Raw genomic sequence first — 26617 nt, forward strand, 5'->3', positions numbered from 1 at the left:
CCCGATCCCCGAGAGCCCCAACCCCTCGCAGGTGGCCGGGGCGCCGGTGGCGAATGGGACCTCGGGTCTGCGGCCCGGTGCTCCGGGGCCGACGCGGCCCATCCAGGACGGTGACGGCGGCGAGATCGACAACCTGGCCGCCATGGCGGTTTCCGACATCGAACAATTCTGGGCGGGCGCCTACGGCGCGCCCTTGACGGGCAACTTCGCGCCCGTCAACGCGGTGTTCTCCTGGGACTCGCGCTACAAGAACGGCAGCTTCTGCGGGGCGCCGACCTACGACACGGTCAACGCGATGTGGTGCGGCAGCACCGACCCCAGGGACCAGAACTGCCCCGACGACCGGCCCAGCCCGCCGGCGACGTGTACGTTGTCGCGCAACACCATCGGCTGGGACCGTGGTCAGCTCATGCCCGAGCAGCGCGACGTGGGCGGCGACATGGGCGTCGCGGTGGTGCTCGCACACGAGTACGGCCACGCCATCCAGCACATGGCCGCGCTGGTGGACATCACCAACACCGCCTCCGCGACGGTGGCCGAACAGCAGGCGGACTGCTTTGCCGGCGTGTACATGCGCTGGGTGGCGGACGGCAAATCGCCCAGGTTCACGCTCAGCACCGGGGACGGCCTGGCCAAGCTGCTGCGGGTGATGATCGGCATTCGGGACCCGCTGCTGGCGGCGGGCAACCCGGCCGAGCGGCGTCTGGTGCACGGTTCGGCGTTCGAACGGGTCACGGCGTTCCAATTCGGGTTCGACGGCGGAGTGCGCGCCTGCGCGGGCATCAACGAGGCGGAGATCGCGCAGCGCCGCACCAACCTCCCCAAGGAATTGCTCGAGCACGGCACCACCGGCGAAACGCCGATCACCAACGAGTCGGCGAAGTCGGTGCTGGAGGCGCTGAACAAGCTGTTTCCCCTATCCACGCCGCCGCAGCTCGTGTTCGAGCAGCCGCCCTGTCCCGACGCCCATCCGAGCCCGCCGGCGTGGTTCTGTCCGTCGAGCAACACCATCAGCGTGGACATGCCCCGGCTGGTGATGATGGGCACGAGTTTGGCCCGCGGCTCCCCCCTCGACATGATGGGGCCGCTGTTCGGCGACTACACCGCGTTTTCGGTGCTGGTGTCGCGGTTCATGATGGCCCTCGAGAAGCAGCACGGCGGACTCGCGCTCGACAACACCAACGCGGGGTTGCGCACCGCTTGCCTGACCGGCGTGGCGACCGCGAAGCTGTCCAAGCCCGTCGTCGTGTCCAATGGCGTCACCATCGCGCTGAGCGGCGGCGACCTGGACGAGGCCGTTTCAGGGTTGTTGACCAACGGCGCGGCCGCCGGGGACGTCAACGGCGCGTCGGCGCCGTCCGTGTTCGCGCGCATTGCGGCCTTCCGCGTCGGGGTGCTCGGGGACCAAGACCGTTGTTACAAGCGCTGGCCGTGACGTTCGCCGACACCCGGGTGGTTGGCGCTCCGCGAAGCCTTCCGCACCCGGCGGGGGTGCCGATATCCTTTGCCGATGAGCCCGCCGGCTTACCCGCACACGGACTGGGCCTGAATGACGCCGCACGCTGACCCGAGCGCCAACGGCGAGTCGAGCCAACGCACTTCGCGCGGAGGCGGTTGGGCCGCCCGCGGAGCCGACAGCCCGACGCTGATCGGAGACCCAGGGTTGCGGGTCGCACAGCTGGCGCTGCTCGTCGTGGCCGTCGGCCTCGTCGGCTGCCTCGCCCTGGCGGCCGTGGCGCCCGAACGCAGATGGCCGCGATGGTTGCAGTGGCTGACCGACGGCGGCGACTGGGCACCGGTCATGCTCGTGGTCGCGGTGATCGCGCTGCTGTGCGTCCTCACCTACCGGTTGCCGCGCAATCGTTCGTCGGCGGCCGTGCCGGTCATGATCGTCGTCGGGCTCACCCTGACCGGGCTGGTGCTGGGCTTCAGCTCATTCTGGGGTTGCACCAACCCGGACCATCCGACCTTCGTCAGCCCGTTGCTGTGGACGGCCTCCCTGGTGAAGGGGGGCATCGGCGACGAAGTCCTGGAAAGCGCCGGAATATGCCCGAAGCCCACGCCGGCGGCGCTGCAGGTCGCGCGCCTGACCATCGTCGCCGCGCTCTTCATCAGCGTGGTGGGCGTCGCCGCGGCGGCGTTTCGCGCGCAATCTGACCGTCTGCGCGCCGCCTGGGCGCGCACGGTGACGGTGGTGGTGGACCTCGACGACGACTCCGTGTCGATGATCGGCCCCATAGCGCGCAGTCTCCGCCCGGGCGGCGCGCTGGTGCTCATGACCGACAACGTCGACAACGCGTGCATCGCCGAGGCGCGCAGGCTGGGAGCGCGCGTCGTGCAGGTGGGCTTCGGGCGTCCCGAAACGCTTGTGGAGCACAAGTTTTGGCGTCGCCTGAGCGCGCTGTATCTGCTTTCGGCGGATCCGTCGACGAATCTCTCGCGGCTTACCGCCGTGAGCCAACTCCTGGCGCCCGTCGCGACCAGGCGGCGCATTCCCCTGATCGTGCGCGTCGACGACCCATGGTTGGCCGAGGCCTGGCGGGCGCAGAAGTTCGGTCATCACGGCGGCGACTCCGATCACCTGTGGGTTGCCGACACCGTGTCGAAGTACGAGGCGACCGCGCGGCGGCTCACCGACCAGGTTCTTCGTAACAAGGCGGTTCGACAGATCATCGTCTGCGGCGCTTCCCAATTGACACTTGCGCTGTGCGCGGAGATGGCCCAGCGGCACATCGAGCGGTGCTTCCATGCCCCGGAGGGCCAGCCGGAACTGCCCGCATTGACCGTGGTCGCCCCCGATGCCGACGAATACGTCAGCGACCACGAGGAACGCCACAAGCGGAAGGGGTTCAGCAGCGACCTACCGCCGGTGGACCGCGTCGCCGCGGTGCCCTCCGCGACGGTGGTCGGCCGGGTCGTCGCCGACACCGATGGGATCGACTCGACCAAGGCCGTCATCGTGGTCGACTCGGTGGCGGCCGCCGACCCGATCCTGGGGACACGGTTGGCCGCAAGCCATCCCACGATGCCGATCTACATGTGCGATCCGACGGCCCGGCTCAACGCCGAAAGCGTCCCCGTCGCCTGCGAGCTGCGAACCTACCGGCTGGGAATGGAACTTCCGGACGGCCACGCCCACGACAACTTCGAACGCGCCGCCATGTTGATCCACGAGCGTTACGCGTCGTCGCAAGAGGATCGCACCAAGCCCGCGGCGCAGCCGTGGGACAAGCTCAGCGGCTTCTACAAGGGCTCCAACCGTCGCCAGCTGCAGAACGCCCTCTGGATGGTCGAGAAGATCGCGGGCCACACCTGGAACGCCACGGACGCGCCGCACACCGCGGTGTCCCCGGAGAGCCTGGAAGCGTTGGATGCCGGCGCCGACGGGGGGACACCGCCCGCCGAGGCCGCGCTCAAAAAGCTGGAACGGCTCGGGATCGGCGAGGCCGCCAGCTACGCCATGGCGCGCGCGGAGTGGGAACAGTGGAGCAACTACCTGCGTCAGCGCGGGTGGACGTGGGGTCCCGCGCGCAACATCGCCGACAAGCGGCACGAACGATTGGTCGACAGCTGGGAGGCCACCCTGGCGGACCCCGAGCTGAGGGCGGTCGCGCTGAAGAGCCTGGCGGACTCCCAGATCGCGCTGGCCCGGCTCCAGCGGCTCGGCTTCAGCGAGGACACCGCCTACGCGATGGCGCAAGCCGAATGGGAGGACTGGAGCCGCTTCCTGCGCCGGCACGATTGGAAGCAGGGCGACCGGCGCGACGAAACCCACCGGAAACACGAGAAATTGGTGGCGGACTGGGAAGCCACGGTGATGGACCCGGAGCTGAAAGCCGCGGCGCTCAAGAGCCTGGCGGGCACGCTGATGGAGCTGCGCAAGCTCGGTTACCGCTCGATGCCGATGTGGGACACATACGAGCGGACGGGGACCGTGACCGCGAAACATCATCGCAGGCAATGGAAGTACACCACCGCCGCCGGGGAGGCCCTGTGCGGTGCTGCCGGCGACTGGGAGGTGCGCGATGGCAGTCACAGCTGGCCGGTGCGCGACGATATTTTCCGGGCGACCTACCGGCATCTGCGGGGAGACCAATGGCAACGCACGGGAACGGTGCTCGCGCGGCGGGCCCGGCCGGGCGAGACCGTCCCCACGCTCGAGGGACCTGTCGCGGCGGAAGAGGGCGACTTCGTGATCCAGGGTGACCGGGGCGAGCAATGGCCGGTGCGCCCTGCCGAATTCGAGCGGCGCTACCGCGGACCGGTGCCCGTCTACAAGGGCCCGAGGGTGTCCACGACGGAACCGGCGTCCGCGGATGTTTAGCGAATTGCAGAGGGCTACAAGGGCTTTCAGGGGGCGAGCGTCGGCGTTCGTCCGCGGACAACCCGCAGGCCCACCGAAGCCAGCAGCCGGGGGATTTCCCTGACCGCGTCGCGATCGTAATCGGCGATCTCGGCGGGCAACTCCTCGAACGGCACCAGATAGGGAGTTGTCTTGCGCGCGGCGTCCTTGTCGCCCGGGGTCCAGCCGTCGGCGGTGCGCTCCCGCACCCAGCGCGCATGTTCGGCGGACGCAAGCCTCTCGACTTCCTCGTCGGCGAAGGCGAAATCATTCGCGCGCGTCCGGTCCAGTGGTGCGATATCGCAGCCGACGGCGCGCAGCTTGGCGGGGATGTCGCGGGCCTGATCGCGACTCGACTCCCTGCGCGATTCATCCAGTTCCTGCCAGGACGGCGCGGGTTTTCCGGCCGCGATCTGCGCGCTGCGCCAACGCTCGTGGATGGCCTGCGCGATCGGTTCGACGGGCCCGCTCCACATCGGCTCAACATACATCCGCCCGCCCGGTCACCGCGCGTGCTGCAACGTGCTTTCCAGCTGCGGATCGTCCCAGCCGCGTAGCCGCAGCGCGGCGCTCGAGTTCCGGTTGTACGGGCGGTCGAACACGACGTGCCGCCAGCTGGCCCGACCGTCGTTCGTGTCGACTTCCGGTCGGTCGTCGATCAGGGCAAGCCCTTCGTAGCGGTACTTTTCCCGATCGATGATCGCGTCGGTGACCACTCGTTCGCCGAAGTGGGGAACGAAGTGGCGTCGCAACCACGCGAGTTTGTTCCGCACCGACCGTTCGTTTCTGGACAGCGGCGCCGAGCAGATCCGCGGCTCGTACCCGGCATCGATGAGCCGTTGCCATCCCTGCAGCGCGTGGTCGACCAGCGGCAGATCGAGGAAGAAATCGGGATGGCGCGTGATCTCCGCGACGTGGGCCGCGTGCCGCGGATAGTCGTCGGCGACGTAGAAATTCGTCCGGGCGACGCGCGCCACGGTGCGCGGCAGCCGATCCAACACCGCCGCGTCGAAATCGGCCAGCACCCCGTCCATGTCGACCAGCACGACGTTGCCGCGACCGCGCCCTGCCATCCTGTCATTGTGACACCGACACCGTGCGCAGGAAGTCCCGCGCGTTCCGCAGGACCGCGTCGATGGTCAGCGTGGTCGTGTCGATCAGGGTTGCGGGGATGGCGTCGAAGGCCGTCAGGGCCGGCAGGCCCGTGTCGACGGATTCGTAGAACCGCAACGTCTGTCGGTGCTGCTCGGTGATGAACTCGAGTGTTTCGTACTTGTCCCCGTTGTCGTCGGCGGCGACGCGGTCGAAGGCCACCCGCGGCTCGGCGGTCAGGTAGACGATCGCTGTGGCGCGCTCGAGCTCCGTCGTGCGCAGCAACGCGTCGGTCTCGTCGTAGCTGACGCCCTGCACAGCCCCGAAGATGAAGTTGTCCATCCACCCCCGCTGGGACAGCAGCAGCGGGTGCGTTCGCCGCCAGTCGCGGATGAGGGTGTTGGTCAGCCGGGCATCCGTCGCGAACAGCAAGCGATCCGTGTGGACGTCACCGAAGGCCGACCCGCCGCCCGACACGTCCAGGAATTGCCGCACGAAGCCGTGGTACGGCAGCCGGAACCGGAACCCGCCCAGCTGCTCGGTCAGGGAACGCACCAATGTCGTCTTGCCCGAGCCGTCCAGCCCGGTGATCGCGATCCAGGGCGCGGGCGGCGGTGTCACGGTGGCGCCGTCCGCGCCGGCCTGCCGGGCATGGCTGCCATTGTCCGCCACGAAACCGCACGCGGACCGGGCAATCGGCGAGTTGACCGCATTCGGGGCAATCGGATGCACGCGAGCCCGGGTGGCGGATAAGTTCGGTCGCAGCGACGACGGGAGGTCAGATGTCCTTCAGGGACCGCGTGAGCTCGCCGGGACCGAAGAAGCTGCTCGCCCTGGACGGCGGCGGCGTTCGGGGTGTGATCACCCTGGAGATACTGCGGCGATTGGAATCGATGCTGGCAGAACACCTCTGCGTGGGAGACGATTTCGTGCTGGGGGACTACTTCGACTACATCGGCGGAACCAGCACCGGGGCGATGATCGCGGCCGGGCTGGCCAAGGGGCTGCACGCGGGACAGCTGCTGGAGCTCTACGTGAGCAGGGGCGACGAGATGTTCGACCACGCATCGCTGCGCCGCCTGTATCACTACCGCTACGGCAGCGTGCGGCTGCAGGAACTCCTGCAAAGCGTCCTCGGCGAAGACACCACGCTGGGCAGCGACGAGCTGAAGACCCTGCTGATGATCGTTGCGCGGAACGCGACCACCGACTCGCCCTGGCCGCTGAGCAACAACCCCAACGCGCTCTTCAACGACCCGAGCCGGCCGGACAGTAACCTGGCCATCCCGCTGTGGCAGCTGGTGCGGGCCAGCACCGCCGCGCCGACCTATTTCCCGCCCGAGACGGTCCCGCTGGGCGGGCGCAACTTCGTGTTCGTCGACGGCGCGCTGACCATGTACAACAACCCCGCCTTCCAACTGTTCCTGATGGCGACACTCGACGAGTACCGATTAGGCTGGCCCGCAACGGAATCCGATCTGCTGCTGGTTTCGGTGGGAACGGGCACCTGTCCCAAGGCCGACGACCGGCTGCGCCCGGATTCGATGAACCTCCTGTTCAACGTCGCCTCCGTGCCGGCGGCGCTGATGCACGCGGCGCTCACCGAACAAGACATGCTGTGCCGGGTGTTCGGCCGGTGCCGCCACGGTGCGCCCATCGACGCGGAGGTCGGGGACCTGATGCGGGGAGCCGGGCTGTTGCCGCAGCGGCTTTTCAGTTACGTCCGCTACAACGCGGAACTCTCGCGCTGCGGGCTCGACGAGTTGGGCCTGGGCGATGTGGCGCCCGAGGAGGTGCAGACGCTGGATTCGGTTGAGCACATCGGCGAGCTACGCCGGGTCGGGCAGGCGGCGGCGGGCGCTGTCGCCGTCGAGCACTTCGCCGGATTCCTGGGACGGCCCGGTGGCGTCGCCGTTCCGGGTTGAGTTGACGGGCGCGGCCTCCGCGCGCGCCGTGCATGTCGGCGAGGAGAACCAATTGCCGGCCGCGCTCGACGCGCTGGGGCTGCGCCCGCCGCGGCCGGCGGTGGTGGTTGTCGGCGGGGCCGCGGGGCTGGACCGGGACGGCATGGCCGGCCTGCGCCCGTTGTTCGCGGAAGCCATCGCGCCGGTCCTTCAGGCGCGCGGCGCGGCCGGCGTCGACGGCGGGACCCGGTCGGGCGTCATGCGCCTGCTCGGCGAGGCCCGTGCGGCCTGCGGGGCCACATTTCCGCTGCTGGGCGTGGTGGCCGCCGGGCCGGTGAAACTGCCGCGGGAACAGTCCCCGGGCGACGTCGCCACCTTGCTCGAACCCCACCACACGCATTTCGTCGTGGTGCCGGGCGACGAGTGGGGCGCCGAGTCGCCGTGGATCGCCCGCGCCGCAACGGCGCTCGCGGGGTCCGGGCGATCGGTCACGGTGCTCGTCAACGGCGGGGAGATCGCCTACCTGGACGTCCGGCACAGTGTCGAAAGCGCCCGCCCGGTCCTGGTCGTTTCGGGCTCCGGGGGCACCGCCGATGTGCTCGCCGCCGCGCTTAGCGGCGGTTCGGCCGACGGCCGGGCCGCGGCCCTGGTCGGCTCCGGCCTGATTCGGGCGGTGCCGATGAGTCCGCCGGCGGTTCTGGCCGGGCTGCTCACCGCCGCCCTCGGCTGATCGGCGGGCGGGTGGGCCGGCGTCCCGCCGCTGCGCGGCCGGTGACCGAACGGGGCGCCGGGACAGGGCATTCGACGCGTGAACTAATGACCTGTGGTCATTGAAAACGTCGCGGCGCAAACCCCTCGCCTGAAGCGTGCGGCGGTCGTAAACTTCGAGTGCGCAAATTCCGCCTTTTTGGGGGCTGCTTATGCGACCGAATACAACGCCGACCGATCGGGCCCCAGATCGGCCAACGGCTTGCGGTCCCGGCTTGCTCCGTGTGTTCGCAACCACCGGTCCGCCGGTGATCCTTCGCATGCAGCTTCCGAAAAACCGGAGAGGTACGAACAATGGTCAATCCGACTAGCCCCGCTTCCTCGGAGCCGCGTCGACCAGTGGCGCTGATGGGAACGTTGATGCCGCATCTGGCGGAGCGACGCCATCACCTCTACCGCAACGTGACCGGGCTCGCATTGGTGGCCGCCTTGATCGCCGCCGCCCTGGGCTCGTTGCCGGTGGCGTTGGTGTTGGCTGCGGTCGCACTGCCGGCGGCGGTGTTGGTCTACATCCACGATCACCGGCTGTGGCACGACGAGCCGATCACGATCATCGTGTTGGCCTTCGGGCTCGCGCTGGTCCTCGGAGTCGGCGTGGGGCTGCTGGAAACGTATTTCGTCGACTCCGTCGTGGCGTGGGGCGCGCCGGGATACCACTTGCCGCCGGTCTCCCGGATCCTGAAGCTGGGCCTGGTCCTGCCGGTGGTGGCGTTCGCGGCGGTTCTGATCGCCCCGCTGCTGATCAGCACGCGGTCGGCGTTTCGCCATCCGTTGGATGTCGTGGTGTCCTGTTCGCTGGCTGGTGCGGCGTTCTCCCTGGGCCTCAGTGTCGTCGTGCAGCATGGAGCGTTCACCCACGTGCAGGCCACCACTGGCGACCCCGCGCACGTGGCCTTCATCGCGTTGACGCTCGGCTTTTTGCAGCCGATCATCTTCGCGACCGCCGCCATGGTGGGCGTGCTCGGGTTGCGCGTCCCGGGCGTCAACACGGTGGTGGGGGTCCTCGAGGGCCTGGCGCTGGTGGTGGCGTACGAGTTGGCCACCACGCTGCTGCAGCCGTACGGGACGCGCGGGATCGTGCTGACGGCGTTGGCCGCGTTCCTGTTGGCCGGCGCGGGAATGTGGGCCGCTCGCAACGCATTGCAGGCCGCGACGGTCGCCGATTCGGACCAAGCCCAAACGGCCGGGGAGCGTGAGGAGTTCGAGCATCGGCTGCACGCGGCCGCGATGGCGGCTGTCATCGTCGTGGTGGTGGCGGTCGCCGCGGCGATCAGCCTGGCCGTCGCGGAGGGCGGCGCCTCGACGCCTCCGACACCCCCGGGGCATGGCGGCACGATCGCGCCCGGCGCAGCGGCCGCGGCCGGCGCCCTCCTGCCGGCGCCGGGACGGCCGGGTGAACTGCGTTCGGGCAACATGCATCTGGCGTCCGTCACCAAACCCCTTGCCCTCTCGTTCGGCCCGATCGACCTCGGAAGCGGAGTGTCCGTGGCCCCCGCCCAGGGCTGGACGATCCTGAATCGGGACCGGCAGTGGGTCGACCTGATCAACGCCGGCCACGACGCCATCGTTTATGCCTCCGTCGGCAAAGCCAATACGCAAGACATCGTCAGCGAAGCGAACACGCTGATCAACCAGAACATCCGAAGCGGCGGCTTGACCAACGTCCAGCAGAATTCCTCGGCGCGGCCGGTGCCGCTGCAAGGCAAGAACTTTCAACAACTGATCGAGTTGGACTACACCGCCGACGCCCAAACCAACCAGGGCACAATGCAGATCTGGGGAGGATGGATAGTCCTGTACAACTCCTCGACCGAGATCTCCGCCTTCTACAATTACTTCGCCAACAGCCAGGACACATTCAAATCGTCCCTGCCGGACGCCGGGAGCATGCTGGTCTCGATGGAGTGACGAGAAGATCTGGTTGGCACGGGCGTGCGGCAAATGCTGATTGACCGGTCGGCGCTTTCCGGGTGGTGTCAGGCCCGGTGCGCCGGCCGGGCCGCACGCTACATGGGCGATTGGACACCGTCGTGCTGCGAATCTTCCTGAGCCATTCCAGCCTGGACAGCCGTCAGGCGGTGGCCCTGAAGCAGTGGCTGTCGCTGAGGCGACCGCAGCTGGCCAACGAGATCTTCCTCGACATCGACACCCGCACGGGCCTGCAGCTGGGAGATCGATGGAAGGGCCAGCTCTTCGCCAGCAATGCCCGGTGCGAGCTGGTGATCTGCCTGCTGTCGCGGAACTGGGAGGCTTCCCACGAATGCAAGGCGGAGTACCGGATCGCCGAGGGCTTGGGCAAACGAATCCTCTGCGTGCGCCTGGAGGACGTCGCCGACACCGACATCAGTTCCGAATGGCGGCGGTTCGACCTTTTTGCCGACGGCCCGCACACGGAACTTGATGTCGCGGCGGCGCCGGAGCTGGCCCGGCTGGGGGACGTGGGAGAGCCGGTGCGGTTCAACACCACCGTCCTCGAGGAGGTGCGCAGGGCGGTCGAGGGCAGCGGCGTCGGACCGGAGAATTTCGTCTGGCCACCCGACGAGGATCGGACGCGCGCGCCGTATCGGGGCTGGGAACCGTTCGAAAGCATCGATGCGGCAGTGTTTTTCGGTCGCGACGCGGCCATCGTGCGCGGGGTCGACGAATTGCGCGCGATGCGCCTGGCCGGGACCAAGTCGCTGTTCGTCGTGCTCGGCCCGTCCGGAAGCGGTAAGTCCTCCTACCTCCGGGCCGGCCTGATCCCGCGACTGCAGCGCGAGGACGGCCGCTTCGCGGTGCTGGGGATCCTGCGTCCGGAGCGCGCCGCGCTGACCGGGGACCGCGGCCTCGGCGCGGCCATTCACACCGCACGAGCGGCGCTCGACTTGCCGGGCCCGCCACTCGACGAGGTCAACCGGGCCTGCCTGGACGAACCGGAACGGGTTCGGCAACTGCTGATCGAGCTGCGCTCCGCGGCGATGCAGCGCTTGGGCCAAGCCGGCGGTGAGGGGTCGGCGCCGACGCTGATCCTGCCGGTGGACCAGGCGGAGGAATTGTTCGCCGCGGACGCCGGACCGCAAGCCGAGCTCTTCCTCCACCGGATCGCCGGGCTGGCCCACCGGCTCAACGCCGAGGACACCGGCCTGATCATCGCCGCCACCATCCGCACCGACCGCTACGAGGTGATGCAGAACCATCCCGCCCTCGCCGGGCTGGCCACCACGTTGTTCAACGAGCTGAAACCGATGCCGCCGACCGAGTTCCGCGAAGTCATCGTCGGCCCGGCCCGGCGCGGTGAGACCGCCGGCGAACAACTGCGCTTCGCCCCGGCCCTCGTCCAGCGGCTGATCGCCGACGCCAGCGAGGGCGCGGACAGCCTGCCGTTGCTCTCCCTGACGCTGGCGCGGCTGTACGGCGACTGGCGAGAGCGCCGACAGGAAGGCGCCGCGGCCGGCGAGCTGACCCCCGCCGACTACGACGCGATGGGCGCAATGCGCAACGTCGTCAACAACGAAGTCGAGGCGGTGTTGGCCGAGGATCCCGCGCGGCGCCGGCACCAGCTCGACCTCCTGCGGTCGGCGTTCATCCCGTGGCTGGCGACGGTGAACCCCGACAGCGACCAGCCGATGCGGCGCGTGGCGCGCTATCGCGATCTACCCGCGGAAGGCCGCCCCTTGATCGACGCGCTGGTGGAGCGGAGGCTGCTGGTCCGCGACCAGCGTGACGGCGAGGTGGTCGTCGAGGTGGCCCTGGAAAGCTTTCTGCGCCAATGGGAATCGCTGGCCGGCTGGCTGCGTCAGGAACGCCAGCACCTGATCACCATCGACGACGTGGAACGCGGCGCTGCGGCCTGGCAGGCCCACTGGCACGACCCGGCGTGGCTGTTGAGCGGCACCCGGCTCACCGACGCCGAAACCCTGGAGGGCATGCCGCAATTCGGACAGCGCCTCGCCGGCACCCGCGGTTACCTCGCGGCATCGCGGTACGCCGCGGAGGCGACCGCGGCGGCCGAGGAATCCTATCGGCAAACGCAACTGCGCAACGCCCGGGAGCGCGAACACACCGCCGATGCCCACGCCGCCGCCCTGGGCCGGCGCTCGCGCATCCTCCGCCGCGCGCTGGCGGGCACCGCCGTGGTGGCCGTCATCGCGATCGTGGGGGCGATCATGGCCGTGGTCAACACGTCCAAGCTGCACGCGGCCGAGCGACAGGCGCAAAGCCGGTTCTACGACGTGACCGCCGCCCGCCTGCGCGCCGAGGCGGCCGACATGCTCGCCGGATCGGCTCCCGGCGGGGACATCCGCGCGTTCGACGAGCTGCTCGCCGCCCACGCGTTGGCGGGCGCCCCCGACGATCGCCCGCTGGTGCACGCCGCCGCCGAACGTGTCACCACGCTCAAGATCATCGACACCGGCACGGTCGTGCTCGGCATCGCCCAAAACGGGGGCCGCATCGCCAGCGCCGGCCGGGACAACATGGTGCACCTGTGGGACGCGGCCACCGGCCGGGCGCTCGGGGCGCCACTGCGGGGACACACCAAGCCCGTGATGAGCGTGGCGTTCAGCCCCGACGGGCATCGCCTGGCCACCGCCAGCGAAGACAACACCCTGCGGATATGGGACGCCGCCACGGGGCGGTCCATCGGCGCCCCCCTGACGGGTCACACAGATTGGGTGACCAATGTGGCGTTCAGTCCGGACGGGCGCCGGCTGGTTTCGTCCAGCGACGACGACACGCTGCGCCTGTGGGACGCCGACACCGGGCGACAGATCGGGGATCCCCTGACCGGGCATACCGCCAGCGTCAACAGCGTGGCCTTCAGCCCCGACGGACACCGGCTGGCCAGCGCCGGCTCCGACCGCACGGCGCGAATCTGGGACGCCGACACCGGGAAGCAGATCGGCGCGCCGCTGGCCGAACACGACGCCACCGTGTGGTGCGTGGCCTTCAGCCCCGACGGGCGCCGGCTGGCGACCGGAGGCGCCGACCGCATGGTGCGGCTCTGGGACGTCGACAGCGGAAAACCGATCGGCAATTCGATGGCCGGCCACACCCAGGACGTGACCGCGGTGGCGTTCAGCCCCGACGGGCGCCGGCTGGTGAGCGGCAGCACCGACAACACGCTCCAAATCTGGGACGCCGACACCCGGCAGCCCCTCGGGCCGGCGATCACGGGGCACACCATGTCGGTGGACGCGGTGGAGTTCACCCCGGACGGCCACCGCCTCGTCAGCGCCGCCGACGATCAGACGGTCCGGATATGGGACGCCGACCAGCCGCTCACCGGCCACACCGGGACCATTTTCGGTGTCGCGTTCAGCCCGGACGGGCATCGCCTCGCCACGGGCAGCGGTGACCACACCCTTCGACTGTGGAACCTCGACACCCTCCAACCCGTCGGAGCCCCGCTGAGCGGTCACACCGACGACGTGACGGGTGTGGCGTTCAGTCCCGACGGCCACCGCCTGGCGTCGTCGAGCTGGGATGGGACGGTGCGGCTGTGGGATGCCGACACCGGCCGGCAGATCGGGGCGCCGCTGATAGGCACCGGCAAGGTGAGCAAGGTGGTGTTCAGCCCCGACGGGCACCGCCTGGCCTCGGCGGGCTGGGATGGGACGGTGCGGCTGTGGGACGCCGACGCCGGGCGGCCCATCGGCGCGCCGATGACCGGGCACGCCTCAACCGTGACGGGTGTGGCGTTCACCCCCGACGGCCGCCGGATCGCCAGCTCGAGCTGGGACGGCACCGTGCGGCTGTGGGACGCCGACAGCGGCCGGGCCCTGCAGACCCTGCGCATCGTCACCACCGATCTCATCTGCCTCGCGATCAGTCCGGACGGGCACCGGCTGGTGACCGGCAGCAGGGACGGAACGCTGCAGGAATGGAACCTCGACACCGGCCGCACGGCCGGCGCACCGACCGGCGGGCATATCGACGCCGTCACCGCCGTCGCGTTCAGTCCGGATGGTCGCCGGCTGGCCAGCGCGAGTATCGACCACACGATCCGGTTATGGGATGCCCGCACCGGGGACGCGCTGATGCAGCCCCTGGTCGGGCACGACGGCGGGGTGTGGGCGGTGGCCTTCGCCCCCGACGGCCAACGGCTCGCCAGCGGCGGCGTGGACGCCACCGTGCGGGTGTGGCCTCTCGTCGCCGACTCGAACGCCCTGTGCGACAAGATGATTGCCAACATCAGCCAAAAAGACTGGCGCGCATGGGTTTCTCCCGACATCCCCTATGTCCGGCTCTGCCCCGGACTGCCGACCGGCCCGGGCGAATCGTCATGACAATCGGGAAGTGGCCATGTCGCGCGTCTTCGTGAGTCATTCGGCGGAGGACCGCCGCGCGGCGATCGCGTTGAGAAACTGGCTGTGCGAGCACCGGCCGCAACTCGTCAACGAGATCTTCCTGGACCTCGGCCCCGACTCGGTGACCGGTTCGGCGGCGCGGTGGAAGCGCGAGCTGTTCAAAAACGATTCCCGCTGCGAGGCGGTGATCTGCCTGGTCTCAGCCGCCTGGCAGGCGTCCGCCCAGTGCAGGGCCGAATACCGCACCAGCGAGGGTCTCGGCAAACAGATTCTCGTCGCCCGGCTCGAGGACACCGGGCCCTCGGACATCACCTCCGAATGGCAGCGCTGCGACCTGTTCGCCGTCGGCCCACAAACGCCGATCGAGGTGCCCGGGGCCCCCCCGCTGCGCTTCAACTCCGCGGCGCTCGATCAACTGCGCCGGGCCATCGCGGGCACCGGGGTGGGGCCGGAGAACTTCGTGTGGCCGCCGGCCGAGGACCCGCTCCGCGCGCCGTACCGCGGCTGGGAACCGTTCGAAACCCTCGATGCCGGAGTGTTTTTCGGCCGCGACGCGGCGATCGTGCGCGGCCTGGACGAGATGCGCGCGATGCGGCTCGCGGGGGCCAAGCCACTGTTCGTGGTGCTGGGCCCGTCGGGCAGCGGCAAATCGTCGTTCCTGCGCGCCGGATTGATCCCGCGGCTGCAGCGGGAGGACGGTCGCTTCGCGGTGCTGGGCATCATGCGCCCCGAACGGGCCGCGCTGACCGGCGAGCACGGTTTCGCGGCCGCCATCCACAGCGCGCGCCAGCGACTCGGACTGCGCGGAACCCGGCTGGGCGACATCAAGAGGGCCTGCCTGGGCGACCCCGATCGAATCGTGCGGTTGCTGACCGAGGCGCGCTCCGCGGCCGCCAAGCGGCTGGCCGACGTCGGCCGGGACGGGGCGGCGCCGACGCTCGTGCTGCCGCTCGATCAGGCCGAGGAGCTGTTCTCGGTCGACGCCGGCGACCAGGCCGAGCAGTTCCTGACCTTGCTCGCCGCGAGCCTGCGCGAGATCAACGCCGCCGGTCTGGGTTTCGTGGTCGCGGCGACGATCCGCACCGACAGCTACGAGGCGATGCAGAATCATCGCGCCCTCGACGGCCTCGGCAGCGTGTTGTTCAACGAGTTGCGGCCCATGCCGGCCTCTGAGTTCCGCGACGTCATCGTGGGCCCCGCCGCGCGGACCGCGGAGGCCGAGCAGCATGTCCGATTTTCGCCGGCCCTGGTGCAACGCCTGATCGAGGACGCCCGCGAGGGCGCCGACACCCTGCCGCTGCTGTCGCTGACGCTGGCCCGGCTGTACACCGATTGGCTTGACGCGGATGTCAACGAGCTGACGGTCGATGACTACGAAGCGATGGGCGGCATGCGCGATGTCGTCAACAACGAGATCGACGAAATCCTGGCCGACTCTCCGCACGATCGCCGCACCGCGCTGGCGATCCTGCGGTCGGCATTCATCCCGTGGCTGGCCACGATCAATCCCGACAGCGATCAGCCGGTGCGGCGGGTGGCGCGCTACCGCGACCTGCCCGAGGACAGCCACCCGCTGATCGACGCGCTCGTCAGGAAACGGCTGATGGTCCGCGACGAGCGCGACGGCGAGGTCGTCATCGAGGTGGCGCTGGAAAGCCTGCTGCGGCAATGGAACTCGTTGGCAGGGTGGCTGCGCGAGGAGCGGCAGCACCTGTTGACCGCCGACGACGTGGAGCGCGGCGCCGCCGCCTGGGCCGGCCACGACCGCAACCCCTCGTGGCTGCTGACGGGAACCCGGCTGGTCGATGCCGAAAGCCTCGCCGCCACCGCCGAATTCAAAGAGCGGCTGCTCGTCGCGGGGGAGTATCTGCGCGCCTCCCGGGTCGCCGAGGACGCCAGCCGGATGGCGGAGGCGCGGCGCCGGGAGGCCGAACTTCGCGATGCGCGGGAACGCCAGCAGACCGCCGAGGCCCACGCGGTGGCGCTGCGCCGGCGCTCGCGCGTGCTGCGCGCCGTGGTGGCCGGTACGGCGGTGGTGGCGGTGATCGCCGTCGTGGGGGCGATCCTGGCGGCGACCGCGTCGGTTCATGCGCGTTCGGCGCGCAGGCAAGCCCAAAGCCGGTTCCTCGACGCCACCGCCGTGCGGCTGCGCGCCGAGGCCGGGGACATCTTCACCAGATCGGCGCCGGGCGGGGATGTGCGTGCTTTCCAGGAACTTCTCGCCGCCGACACGTTGGCCAACACCCACGACGATCGCCCGCTCCTGCACGCCGCCGCCGTGCGCTCGAGCACGCTCAAGGTCGCGGACACCGGCGCGCGGGTGCTGGCCGTGTCGGTGAGCCCCGACGGGCACCGCCTGGCCACCGGCGGCGATGACAACAACGTGCGATTGTGGAGCGCCGACACCGGCCAGCCGCTGATGGCGCCGCTGACGGGCCACACCGGCATGGTGACCGGTGTGGCGTTCAGCCCGGACGGTCGCCGGCTGGCCACCTCGAGCCGTGACCACACGGTGCGGTTGTGGGACACCGCATCCGGCAAACCCATCGGGAATCCGCTGACCGGGCACACCGACTGGGTGACCAGCGTCGCGTTCGGTCCCGACGGGCACCGGCTCGCGAGCGGCGCCGACGACATGACGGTGCGGCTGTGGGACGCCGACACCGGCCGGCCCGTGGGGTCACCGCTGACCGGGCACACCGACGTCGTGACGGGCGTGGCGTTCAGCCCCGACGGCCAGCGGGTGGCCTCCGGCAGCCGCGACAAGACGGTGCGGCAGTGGGACGTCGGCACCGGCCGGCCCGTGGGAGCACCGCTGGCCGGGCACACCAATCAGGTGCGCAGCGTCGCGTACAGCCCGGACGGGCACCGGCTGGCCAGCGGCGGCGATGACAACAGTGTGCGGTTGTGGGACGCCGACACCGGCCGGCAGCTGGGGCCGCCCTGGGAGACGCACACCGACGGCGTGACGGGTGTGGCGTTCAGCCCGGACGGACGCCGGTTGGCCAGCTGCAGCGTCGACAACACCGTGCGGTTGTGGGACGCCGAGACCGGACGGCAGCTGGGCTCCCCGCTGACCGGGCACACCAACGTGGTGCTCAGCGTGGCGTTCAGTCCCGATGGCCGACGGCTGGCGTCGGCGGGCTGGGACCACACCTTCCGGCTGTGGGACGCCACCGAGCCCCTCGCGGGAAACAACGGCATGGTGGACAGCGTGGCCTTCAGCCCCGACGGGCGCCTACTGGCCACCGGCGGCGAGGATCACACCGCCCGGCTGTGGAACGTGAGCACCCGTGAGCCCGCCGGGCCGCCGTTGACCGGGCACACCAGCACCGTGCTCGGCGTCGCGTTCAGCCCGGACGGGCACCGGCTGGCCACCGCCGGCGACGACGACACCGTTGTCGTGTTCGACGTCGGGACCGGTCGCCCGGTCGGCACACCGATCTCGGCGCACTCCGAGGGCGTGTCCAGCGTGGCGTTCAGTCCCGACGGGCGGCGGCTGGTGACGGGCGGCGGGGACGGCACCGTGCGGCTGTGGGAGGCCGCCACCGGTCGGCCGAGCGGAGCACCGCTGACGGGGAGTGCCAGGACCGTATGGAGCGTGGCGTTCAGCCCGGACGGGCATCGGGTGGCGGCGGGAGGCCTTGACTACACGGTGCGGTTGTGGAACGCCGACACCGGCGAAGCCATCGGCACGCCGCTCGAGGATCGCAGCGGGAAGGTCTACGGCGTGGCCTTCAGCCCGGACGGCCACCGCCTCGCCTCCGTCAGCGAGGACCACCTGGTGCGGCTGTGGAACGCCGACACCGGCCACCTCGTCGGCGCCCCGATGAGCGGGCACACCGACGTGGCGCTCGGCGTGGCGTTCAGCCCCGACGGGCACCGGCTGGCCAGTGGCGGCCGAGACGCCACCGTGCGGTTATGGGACGCCGACACGCAGCAACCGCTGTTCGGACCGCTCACCGGCCACGCCAACTCGGTGACCGCCGTCGCATTCAGCCCCGACGGGCAGCGCCTCGCCAGCGGCAGCGGCGACGGCACCGCAAGGCTGTGGCCGGTCACCGCCACCCCGAAGACCTTGTGCGACAAGCTTATTGCCAACATGAGCCACAAACAGTGGCGGGACTGGGTGTCGCCCGACATCCCGTACGTCGCGACCTGCCCCGGGCTGCCCACCCCGGCGGACGAGCCCGCGGGTTAGTGGCCGTCGGCCATGTCTGACCGGATCTTTTGCGCCGCAACCCGTTTCGCGCGGGAATTGCTACTGGTTGAACCCAACACGCTGATCCTTGCTCAGGAGGCATGATGTCGGATGCGATGCAGGCTTTGCCGCCGGTGGTGGGGCGGGTGGTGCCGGAGTATGACGCGTTTTTGTCGTATACGCATCGGGATCGGTTGGTGGCTAGTGGGATTCAGAAGGGTTTGCATCGGGTTGGGCGGCGGTTGGGGCAGTTGCGGGCGTTGCGGGTGTTTCGTGATGACACCAATTTGGAGGTGAGTCCGGATTTGTGGGGCAAGATCACCGAGGCGATGGATCGGGCTCGTTTTTTGGTGATGGTGTTGTCTCCGGCTGCGGCTCAGTCGTATTGGGTGGATCGGGAGGTGGGGTATTGGTTGCAGACTCGGGGGCGGACGCAGTTGTTGTTGGTGTTGGCGGGGGGGCGGTTGCGGTGGGATGGCGTCGGGCAGCGGTTTGATCCGGGGTTGTCGGATGCGGCGCCGCCGGTGTTGACCCGGCCGGGTGTGTTGCCCACGGAGCCGTTTTTTGTTGATGTGAGTGCTGATGCGCCGTGGGATCCGCAGGCGGGGCCGTTGCGGGACAAGATCACGGCGTTGGCGGCGCCGATTCATGGCAAGCCCAAGGATCAGTTGGCCGGCGACGATCTGCGTGAGCAGCGCAGGTTTCGCCGGCTGCGCGCAGCCGCGATCGCCGGGATGGTCGCGCTCACGGTGGTGTCACTGGTGGCGGCACTGATCGCCGTCGTGCAGCGCCAGGAGGCCATCCGCCAGCGCAACCAGGCGATCGCCGAACGGCTTACCGCCGAGGCGCAGTCCATGCTGGCCGGCGCCCGCGCCGGCGGCGACATCCGGGCATTCGGCGAATTGCTGGCGGCCCGAAAGGCGGCCCCATTGGGCCAGAGCGCCCTGCTGCACGCGGTGGGCCAACGCAGTACCACGCTCAAGGTTGTCGACACCGGGGCGGAGGTACCCGGCGTCGCGTTCAGCCCCGACGGGCACAAAATCGCCACCGCCGGCGGCGGCCCGGATGGCACCGTGCAACTGTGGGACGTCGACACCGGCCGGCCCATCGGCGACCCCCTCAAAGGTCACACGAACAAGGTGACAAGTGTGGCGTTCAGCCCCGACGGGCACCGACTGGCCAGTGGCAGTTGGGATGACACGGTGCGGTTGTGGGATGCCGACACGGGTCAGCCGATCGGCGACCCGCTCAAAGGGCACCAGGATTTCGTCGAAGATGTCGCCTTCAGTCCCGATGGTCACCTGCTGGCCAGCGCCGGCTGGGATCGCACCGTGCGGTTGTGGGACGCCGACAGTGGCCGGCCGGTCGGCGCCCCCCTGGGTGGTTACACAAGTTTCGTGCACAGCGTGGCGTTCAGCCCGGATGGGCACCTGCTGGCCACCGGCAGCTACGACGGCACGCTGGCGCTGTGGGACACCGACACGGCGCGCCTGATGGGTGCGCTGCAGGCCGGGCAAAAAGGCGGTCTGGTCACGGTGGTGTTCAGTCCCGACGGACGACGGATGGCCAGCGCCAGCGCCGACCGCACGGTACGCCAGTGGGACACGGGCACCGGCCAGCCGATCGGTAGCCCGCTGAACCACCCCGGCGCAGTATTCGGCGTGGCCTATAGTCCCGACGGGCATCGGCTCGCCACCGCAGGCTCCGACGCCACGGTGCGGTTGTGGGACGCCGACACCGGCCATGCGCTGGGGGCCGCCCTCACCGGACACACCGATGCGGCGATCAGTGTGGCCTACAGTCCCGACGGGCACCGGATAGCCAGCGGCGGGCGGGACCACAGTCTGCGCGTGTGGAATCTCGACGAGATACTCGCCGGCTACGCCTACGAGCTGGAGGGCGTGACCTTCAGCCCGGACGGCCACCGGGTGGCCAGCGCCGGTGCCGGACCGCGGGGCGCGGTGTGGGTGTGGAACGCCGACACCGGCCAACCCGTCAAAACCCTTACCGGCCATACCGATTCGGTGCTCGGCGTGGCGTTCAGCCCCGACGGGCATCGGCTGGCCAGCGCGGGCGCCGATCAAACGGTGCGGCTGTGGGACGCGGACACGGGCGAGCCGATCGGGGCCCCCCTCACCGGCCACACCGGCATCGTGAGCAGTGTGGCGTTCAGCCCCGACGGGCATCGGCTCGCGAGCGCCAGCTGGGACCACACGGTGCGGCTATGGGACGCGGACACCGGCCAGCCGATCGGGGCGCCGCTTGACGGGCATACCGACGCCGTGTGGAGCGTGGCGTTCAGTCCCGACGGGCACCGGCTGGCCAGCGGTGGCGCCGACGACACGGTGCGGTTGTGGGATGTCAGCAGCGGTAAGCCGATCGGCGACCCACTCGCCGGGCACAGCAACACGGTGGACAGCGTGGCATTCAGCCCCGACGGGCGCGTGCTCGCCAGTGCCAGTTGGGACCACACGATCCGGCTGTGGAACGCCGGCACCCACAGGCAGATCGGGGCCGCCCTCAAAGGCCACACCAACACGGTGACCAGCGTGGCGTTCAGCCCCGACGGGCACCGGCTGGCCAGCGGGGGTGCCGACCTGACGGTCCGGTTGTGGAACGCCGAAACCGGGCAAGAACTCACCGAGCCCTTCGTCGGCCACACCAACTTGGTTTCCAGTGTGGCGTACAGCCCCGACGGACAACGCCTCGCATCAGCGAGTATGGACCGCACGATCAGGCTCTGGCCCGCCCAGGCCACCCCGAAAATGCTGTGCGACAAGGTCAATTCCAACATGAGCCGCAAACAATGGCGCGACTGGATATCGGCCGACATCGGCTATTCAACCCTGTGCCCGGGGCTACCCGTCACAGCCGACGGCTCCGGGGGCGCATGATGTCGGATGCGATGCAGGTTTTGCCACCAGGTGTGGGGCGGGTGGTGCCGGAGTATGACGCGTTTTTGTCGTATACGCATCGGGATCGGTTGGTGGCTAGTGGGATTCAGAGGGGTTTGCATCGGGTTGGGCGGCGGTTGGGGCAGTTGCGGGCGTTGCGGGTGTTTCGTGATGACACCAATTTGGAGGTGAGTCCGGATTTGTGGGGCAAGATCACCGAGGCGATGGATCGGGCTCGTTTTTTGGTGATGGTGTTGTCTCCGGCTGCGGCTCAGTCGTATTGGGTGGATCGGGAGGTGGGGTATTGGTTGCAGACTCGGGGGCGGGGGCAGTTGTTGTTGGTGTTGGCGGGGGGGCGGTTGCGGTGGGATGGCGTCGGGCAGCGGTTTGATCCGGGGTTGTCGGATGCGGCGCCGCCGGTGTTGACCCGGCCGGGTGTGTTGCCCACGGAGCCGTTTTTTGTTGATGTGAGTGCTGATGCGCCGTGGGATCCGCAGGCGGGGCCGTTGCGGGACAAGATCACGGCGTTGGCGGCGCCGATTCATGGCAAGCCCAAGGATCAGTTGGCCGGCGACGATCTGCGTGAGCAGCGCAGGTTTCGCCGGCTGCGCGCAGCCGCGATCACGGCGCTGGCCCTGTTGATGGTGGTAGCGGTGATCTCCGCGTTCGTCGCCGCCGTCCAGCGCCAGCACGCGATTTCGCAGCGCAACGGAGCCATCGCGCTGCGGCTCGATGCCGAGGCGCAGTCCATGCTGGCCGGCGCCCGCGCCGGCGGTGATATCCGTACCTTCGCGGAACTGCTGGCCGCGCGAACCCTGGCCGCACCCGACGAGAGCGCGCTGTTGCACACGGTGGCCCAGCGCACCGCCACGCAGAAGATCGTCGACACCGGAAGTCCGCTCACCGGTGTCGCATTCAGTCCCCACGGGAACCGGGTCGCCACCGCCGCCGCCGGCTCCGAACACACGGTGCGGTTGTGGAACGCCGAGACCGGCCAGCCCGTCGGCAACCCCCTCAAGGGCCACACCGACACGGTGGCCGCCGTCGCATTCAGCCCGGACGGGCACCGGTTGGCAAGCGCCAGTTGGGATCACACGGTGCGGTTGTGGGATGCCGACACGGGTCAGCAGATCGGTGCCCCTCTGAACGGTCACACCGGCGAAGTGGTCGGTGTGGCGTTCAGCCCGGACGGGCACCGGTTGGCAAGCGCCAGTTGGGATCACACGGTGCGATTGTGGGACGCCGACAGCGGCCAACCGATCGGGAACCCGCTCGCCGCCCACACCGGCAAAGTCACCGGCGTGGCGTTCAGCCCCGACGGGCATCGCATCGCCAGCTGCAGCTACGACGGCACGCTGCGGATGTGGGACACCGCGACCGGCCAACAGGCCGGCGCGCCGTTCACCGGGCCCACCGGCAGGCTGCTGACCGTCGCATTCAGCCCCGACGGACAACGGCTGGCCAGCGGCGGCGACGATGCCACGGCGCGGTTGTGGGATGCCAACAGCGGCCAACAGATCGGCGCTCCGTTGAGCGCTCACACCGCGCCGGTTGCCGGGGTGGCGTTCAGTCCCGACGGGAAGGAGCTGGCCACCGCGGGTGACGACACGACGGTGTGGTTGTGGGATACCGCCAGCGGTCACACGATCGGTGCCGCGCTCACCGGCCACACCGACTCGGTGAGCGGCGTCGCGTTCAGCCCTGACGGGCGCCGGCTGATCACCGGCAGCGCCGACCAGACGTTGCGGCTATGGAATCTCGGCCAGACCCTCGCGGGCGGTGACGAGCTGGGGGGAGTGGCCTTCAGTCCGGACGGGCATCGGCTTGCCAGCGGCAGCGCCGACGGCACGGTGTGGTTATGGGACGCCGATACCGGCCGGCCGATCGGGCCGCCGCTGAAGGGGCACAACGGCGAGGTGCCGGCTGTGGCCTTCAGCCCGGACGGGCATCGGCTGGCCAGCGGTGGTGCGGACCGGACGGTTCGGCTGTGGGACGCCGACAGCGGCCGGCAAATCGGGGCCCCGCTGGACGGGCACGCCGGGGCGGTCGACAGCGTGGCGTTCAGCCCCGACGGGCATCGACTGGCCAGCGCCGGCGCCGACCAGACGGTGCGGTTATGGGATGCGGATACGGGCCGACCGGCCGGGGCCCCCCTCGCCGCGAAGGCCGGCATCGTTTTCAGCGTGGCGTTCAGCCCCGACGGGCATCTGCTGGCCAGCGGCAACCAGAACCAGACGGTGCAGTTCTGGGATGCCGATACCGGCCGGCCCATCGGTCCCGCCCACAAGGAGCACGGCCAGTCGGTGTTGAGCGTGGCGTTCAGTCCCGACGGGCATCGACTGGCCAGCGCCAGCGCCGACCAGACGGTGCGATTATGGAACGCCGACACCGGACAGACCATCGGTGCTCCGCTCACCGGCCACACCGACGCGGTGATGAGCGTGGCGTTCAGTCCGGACGGACACCACCTGGTCAGCGGCGGCAGAGACCGCACCGTGCGATTGTGGAACGCCGACAGCGGCCGGCCGCTCGCCGAGCCGTTCACCGGGCATACCGACGTCGTCTGGGGTGTTGCCTACGGCCCCGACGGCCAACGGGTGGCGTCGGCCGGCCTGGACCGCACCGTACGATTGTGGCCCGCGCAGGCCGTACCAAAGATGCTGTGCGACAAGCTCGCTGCCAACGTGAGCCACACGCAGTGGCGCGACTGGGTGTCGCCCGACGTCGGCTATCGGACGCTGTGTCCCGGCCTGCCCGTCGCACCCGACTGATTCCTCAGCCCACCCGCACCAGCCCCGCCAGCGCCACAGCGCACACCGTCGTGGTGAGCTCGATCGCGGCGCCCAGCACGTCGCCGGTGATGCCGCCGAACCGGCGCACGCAGTGGGCCGCCAGCGCCGCGCCGCAGCCCAGCGCCACCAGCACCGCCACCGGCCCCTGCCACGGCCGCGGACCGGCCAGCACCGAAACGGCGAGCAGCGCGGCGAGCCAGGCGGCCAGCACCGGCGCGGGCTGGCTGCCGGCCACCCGGGCCCCCAGCGCGCTGCCCTCCGCCGCGGGCACCGACCGCCGACAGGCCAGCACCGCCGCGACCCGGCCCGCGACGACCGCCAGGACGACGGCCCCCGGTCGCAGCGCCGAGAAGGCCAACCCCTGCAACAGGATCACCAGCACGACGGCCGCCACGCCGAACGGTCCGGTCGACCCGTCGCGCATCACCGCCAGTGCCCGCCGGGGCGGGCCGTAGCAGCCCAGGCCGTCGGCCGTGTCGGCGACGCCGTCGATGTGCAGGCCGCGGGTCGCGAGCAGCAGCGCGCCCACCGCGAGCACGCCGGGCAGCGGGCTGGGCGGACCGAAAACAGCGGCGCCGCACCATGTCACGCCCGCGGCCAGCGCCCCCAGCGCGGCGCCGACCACGGGCAGCGCGGTCATCGCGCCGCGGCCCATCGGCGCGTTCCGCGCGCCCGGCACGGGCAGCACGGTTCCAAATGCGAAAGCCGTTGCCACCGAACGCATCACGGGTGCGATGGGCTGCTCGGGCCGGCCACGCCGGCCTCGGTGAATGTCGCCATCGAGGACAACACGGCCACCGCCGCGCGCAGCACGGACAGCGCCAGCGCGGCCCCGGTGCCCTCGCCCAGCCGCATGCGCAGGTCCAGAATCGGGTCCAATTCGAGGGCCGCCAGGGCCAGCTCATGGGCCGGCTCCGTCGATCGGTGGCCGGCCTGCCACCAGTGCCTCGCTCCGGGCGCCAGCCGCTCGCCCACCAGCGCCGCCGCGGTCACCGCCATGCCGTCGAGCAGCAGCGGCGTTCGCCGCACCGCCGCCTGGGCGCAAAAGCCGGCCAGCGCGGCCAAATCCGCGCCGCCGCAGCAGCGCAGCAGTCCGACGGGGTCGGGCAGCACCGATCGCGCCCGGAACAGCGCGTCGCGCACCGCGGCGGTCTTGCGCGCCCATCCCGCGTCGTCGATGCCGGTCCCGAAGCCGACCACCGCGACCGGCTCGGCGGTGGTCAGCGCCGCCACCAAAACCGCAGCCGGGGTGGTGTTTCCGATCCCCATGTCGCCCGCGATCAGCAGGTCGGCGCCCGCGTCCACCTCCTCGTCGGCGATGCCCCGGCCAGCGGCGATCGCGGCGAGGGTCTCACCCTCGGACAGCGCGTCCTGCGTCCTGATGTCGCCGCTGCCTCGCCGCACCTTGCGGGCGCCGATCCGCTCGGAGGCCGGCTCGGCGTCGACGGCCAGGTCCGCCACCCGCACCGTGGCGCCGGCGATGCCGGCGAGCACGTTGATCGCCGCGCCACCGCCGTCGATGTTGGCGACCATCTGGGCGGTGACCTCCGGCGGGTACGCCGACACCCCCGACCGGGCGACCCCGTGGTCGCCCGCGAAGACCACCACCCGGGCGCGCTCGAATTGCTTTGGCGGGCAACGCCCCTGGCACGCTGCGACCCAGACCGACAGGTCCTCGAGGCGGCCCAGGGCGCCGCGCGGCTTGGTCAGTGTGTCCTGGCGGGCGCGGGCGGCCGCGGCGGCGCCCGCATCGGGCGGCGTGACTGGCGCGAATTCCATCAGGTGCCCGACGGCTTGATCTGCACCGCCTGGCCGGCCACCACCAGCACCACCCGGCCGCACAACTCGGCGACGCGCTGGTTGAGCTCGCCCAACTCGTCGGCGAACCGGCGACCGGACGCGGTGGCCGGCACCACGGTCAGCCCGACCTCCGGGCTGACCAGCACCAGCGTGGAACCGAATGCGCCGACGGCGGCCAGCAGTTCGCCGACAGGGGTCGCCACCGAACCGCGGTCCCACCCGTCGTTGCGGTCCAGCGTGGCGGTCAGCCAGCCGCCGAGGTCGTCGACGAGCGTCGGGATGCCCGGCGACCGGCGCAATTCGGCCGCGACGTCGTCGGTTTCGACGGTGGACCAATGCGCGGGCCGGCGGTCCCGGTGCCGCGCGATCCGGTCCGCCCAGTCCGCGTCGGCGCGGCCCGTCACCGCGGGGGCCAGGTAACGGACCGGCTCACCCGGCGGCAGCGCCGTCGCGATGGCTTCCTCGGCCCAGCGGGACTTCCCGCACCGGATCCCGCCGAGCACCAGGGTGCGCACCCGGATCAGACGGCTTTCGCGC

Annotated in this window: 15 protein-coding genes; 9 read left to right on the plus strand and 6 right to left on the minus strand. The window is 70.4% G+C overall.

From position 1 onward, the window contains the following. Together A5705_RS21560 and A5705_RS21565 are read left to right on the plus strand one after the other, a co-directional pair. The coding region (locus A5705_RS21560; RefSeq protein ID WP_156763186.1) for a neutral zinc metallopeptidase at positions 1-1435 on the plus strand (1435 nt) is incomplete at its 5' end. Positions 1436-1549: 114 nt separating this feature from the next. Further along, on the plus strand, positions 1550-4324 hold the full coding sequence (locus tag A5705_RS21565; protein ID WP_156763187.1) for a hypothetical protein: 2775 nt from the start codon (positions 1550-1552) through the stop codon (positions 4322-4324). Between the two features lie 26 nt (positions 4325-4350). Here A5705_RS21565 and A5705_RS21570 read toward each other — a convergent pair whose 3' ends face one another. Genes A5705_RS21570 through A5705_RS21580 form a run of 3 tightly spaced genes read right to left on the minus strand, consistent with a single transcriptional unit; the run spans position 4351 to position 6106 of the window. After that, a complete protein-coding gene (locus tag A5705_RS21570) occupies positions 4351-4818 on the minus strand; it encodes a RyR domain-containing protein (RefSeq protein WP_067874415.1) in 468 nt (155 codons plus the stop codon). A gap of 27 nt (positions 4819-4845) precedes the next feature. After that, the gene (locus tag A5705_RS21575; protein ID WP_068279917.1) at positions 4846-5415 is read right to left on the minus strand and encodes a hypothetical protein; all 570 of its coding nucleotides are present in this window, start codon (positions 5413-5415) and stop codon (positions 4846-4848) included. 4 nt (positions 5416-5419) lie between these two features. Further along, on the minus strand, positions 5420-6106 hold the full coding sequence (locus tag A5705_RS21580) for an AAA family ATPase (RefSeq protein WP_197521316.1): 687 nt from the start codon (positions 6104-6106) through the stop codon (positions 5420-5422). Positions 6107-6216: 110 nt separating this feature from the next. Here A5705_RS21580 and A5705_RS21585 point away from each other — a divergent pair, with 110 nt between their 5' ends. From A5705_RS21585 to A5705_RS21615, 7 genes are all read left to right on the plus strand, one after another. Continuing rightward, positions 6217-7359, plus strand: coding sequence for a patatin-like phospholipase family protein (locus A5705_RS21585; RefSeq protein ID WP_067874423.1), 1143 nt, complete (start codon positions 6217-6219; stop codon positions 7357-7359). Beyond that, positions 7337-8068: a hypothetical protein gene (locus A5705_RS21590; protein ID WP_068279922.1), complete on the plus strand. Its 732-nt coding sequence runs from the start codon at positions 7337-7339 to the stop codon at positions 8066-8068. The genes A5705_RS21585 and A5705_RS21590 overlap by 23 nt, the downstream gene beginning before the upstream one ends. 398 nt (positions 8069-8466) lie before the next feature. After that, positions 8467-10014: a zinc ribbon domain-containing protein gene (locus tag A5705_RS21595; protein WP_156763188.1), complete on the plus strand. Its 1548-nt coding sequence runs from the start codon at positions 8467-8469 to the stop codon at positions 10012-10014. Between the two features lie 110 nt (positions 10015-10124). Next, complete coding sequence (locus A5705_RS21600; protein ID WP_231982538.1) at positions 10125-14372, plus strand: TIR domain-containing protein; 4248 nt, start codon at positions 10125-10127, stop codon at positions 14370-14372. Between the two features lie 16 nt (positions 14373-14388). Then, a complete protein-coding gene (locus A5705_RS21605; protein ID WP_068279928.1) occupies positions 14389-18594 on the plus strand; it encodes a TIR domain-containing protein in 4206 nt (1401 codons plus the stop codon). Positions 18595-18698: 104 nt separating this feature from the next. Next, complete coding sequence (locus A5705_RS21610) at positions 18699-21488, plus strand: toll/interleukin-1 receptor domain-containing protein (protein ID WP_197521317.1); 2790 nt, start codon at positions 18699-18701, stop codon at positions 21486-21488. 11 nt (positions 21489-21499) lie between these two features. Continuing rightward, the gene (locus A5705_RS21615; RefSeq protein ID WP_231982540.1) at positions 21500-24259 is read left to right on the plus strand and encodes a TIR domain-containing protein; all 2760 of its coding nucleotides are present in this window, start codon (positions 21500-21502) and stop codon (positions 24257-24259) included. Between the two features lie 4 nt (positions 24260-24263). Here the strand turns inward: A5705_RS21615 and A5705_RS21620 are convergent, their stop codons facing one another. From A5705_RS21620 to A5705_RS21630, 3 genes are read right to left on the minus strand one after another with little or no spacing between them, the layout of a single operon-like run. Further along, entirely contained in the window at positions 24264-25007 is a 744-nt protein-coding gene (locus A5705_RS21620) for an adenosylcobinamide-GDP ribazoletransferase (RefSeq protein WP_068279938.1), read from the minus strand. Further along, the gene (cobT, locus tag A5705_RS21625; protein ID WP_197521319.1) at positions 25004-26062 is read right to left on the minus strand and encodes a nicotinate-nucleotide--dimethylbenzimidazole phosphoribosyltransferase; all 1059 of its coding nucleotides are present in this window, start codon (positions 26060-26062) and stop codon (positions 25004-25006) included. The genes A5705_RS21620 and cobT overlap by 4 nt, the downstream gene beginning before the upstream one ends. Next, the gene (locus tag A5705_RS21630) at positions 26059-26595 is read right to left on the minus strand and encodes a bifunctional adenosylcobinamide kinase/adenosylcobinamide-phosphate guanylyltransferase (RefSeq protein WP_068279943.1); all 537 of its coding nucleotides are present in this window, start codon (positions 26593-26595) and stop codon (positions 26059-26061) included. Before A5705_RS21630 ends, cobT begins: the two co-directional genes overlap by 4 nt. Positions 26596-26617: the final 22 nt, after the last annotated feature.

It is taken from the genome of Mycobacterium sp. E787 (assembly GCF_001668725.1).
Taxonomy (GTDB): Bacteria; Actinomycetota; Actinomycetes; order Mycobacteriales; family Mycobacteriaceae; genus Mycobacterium.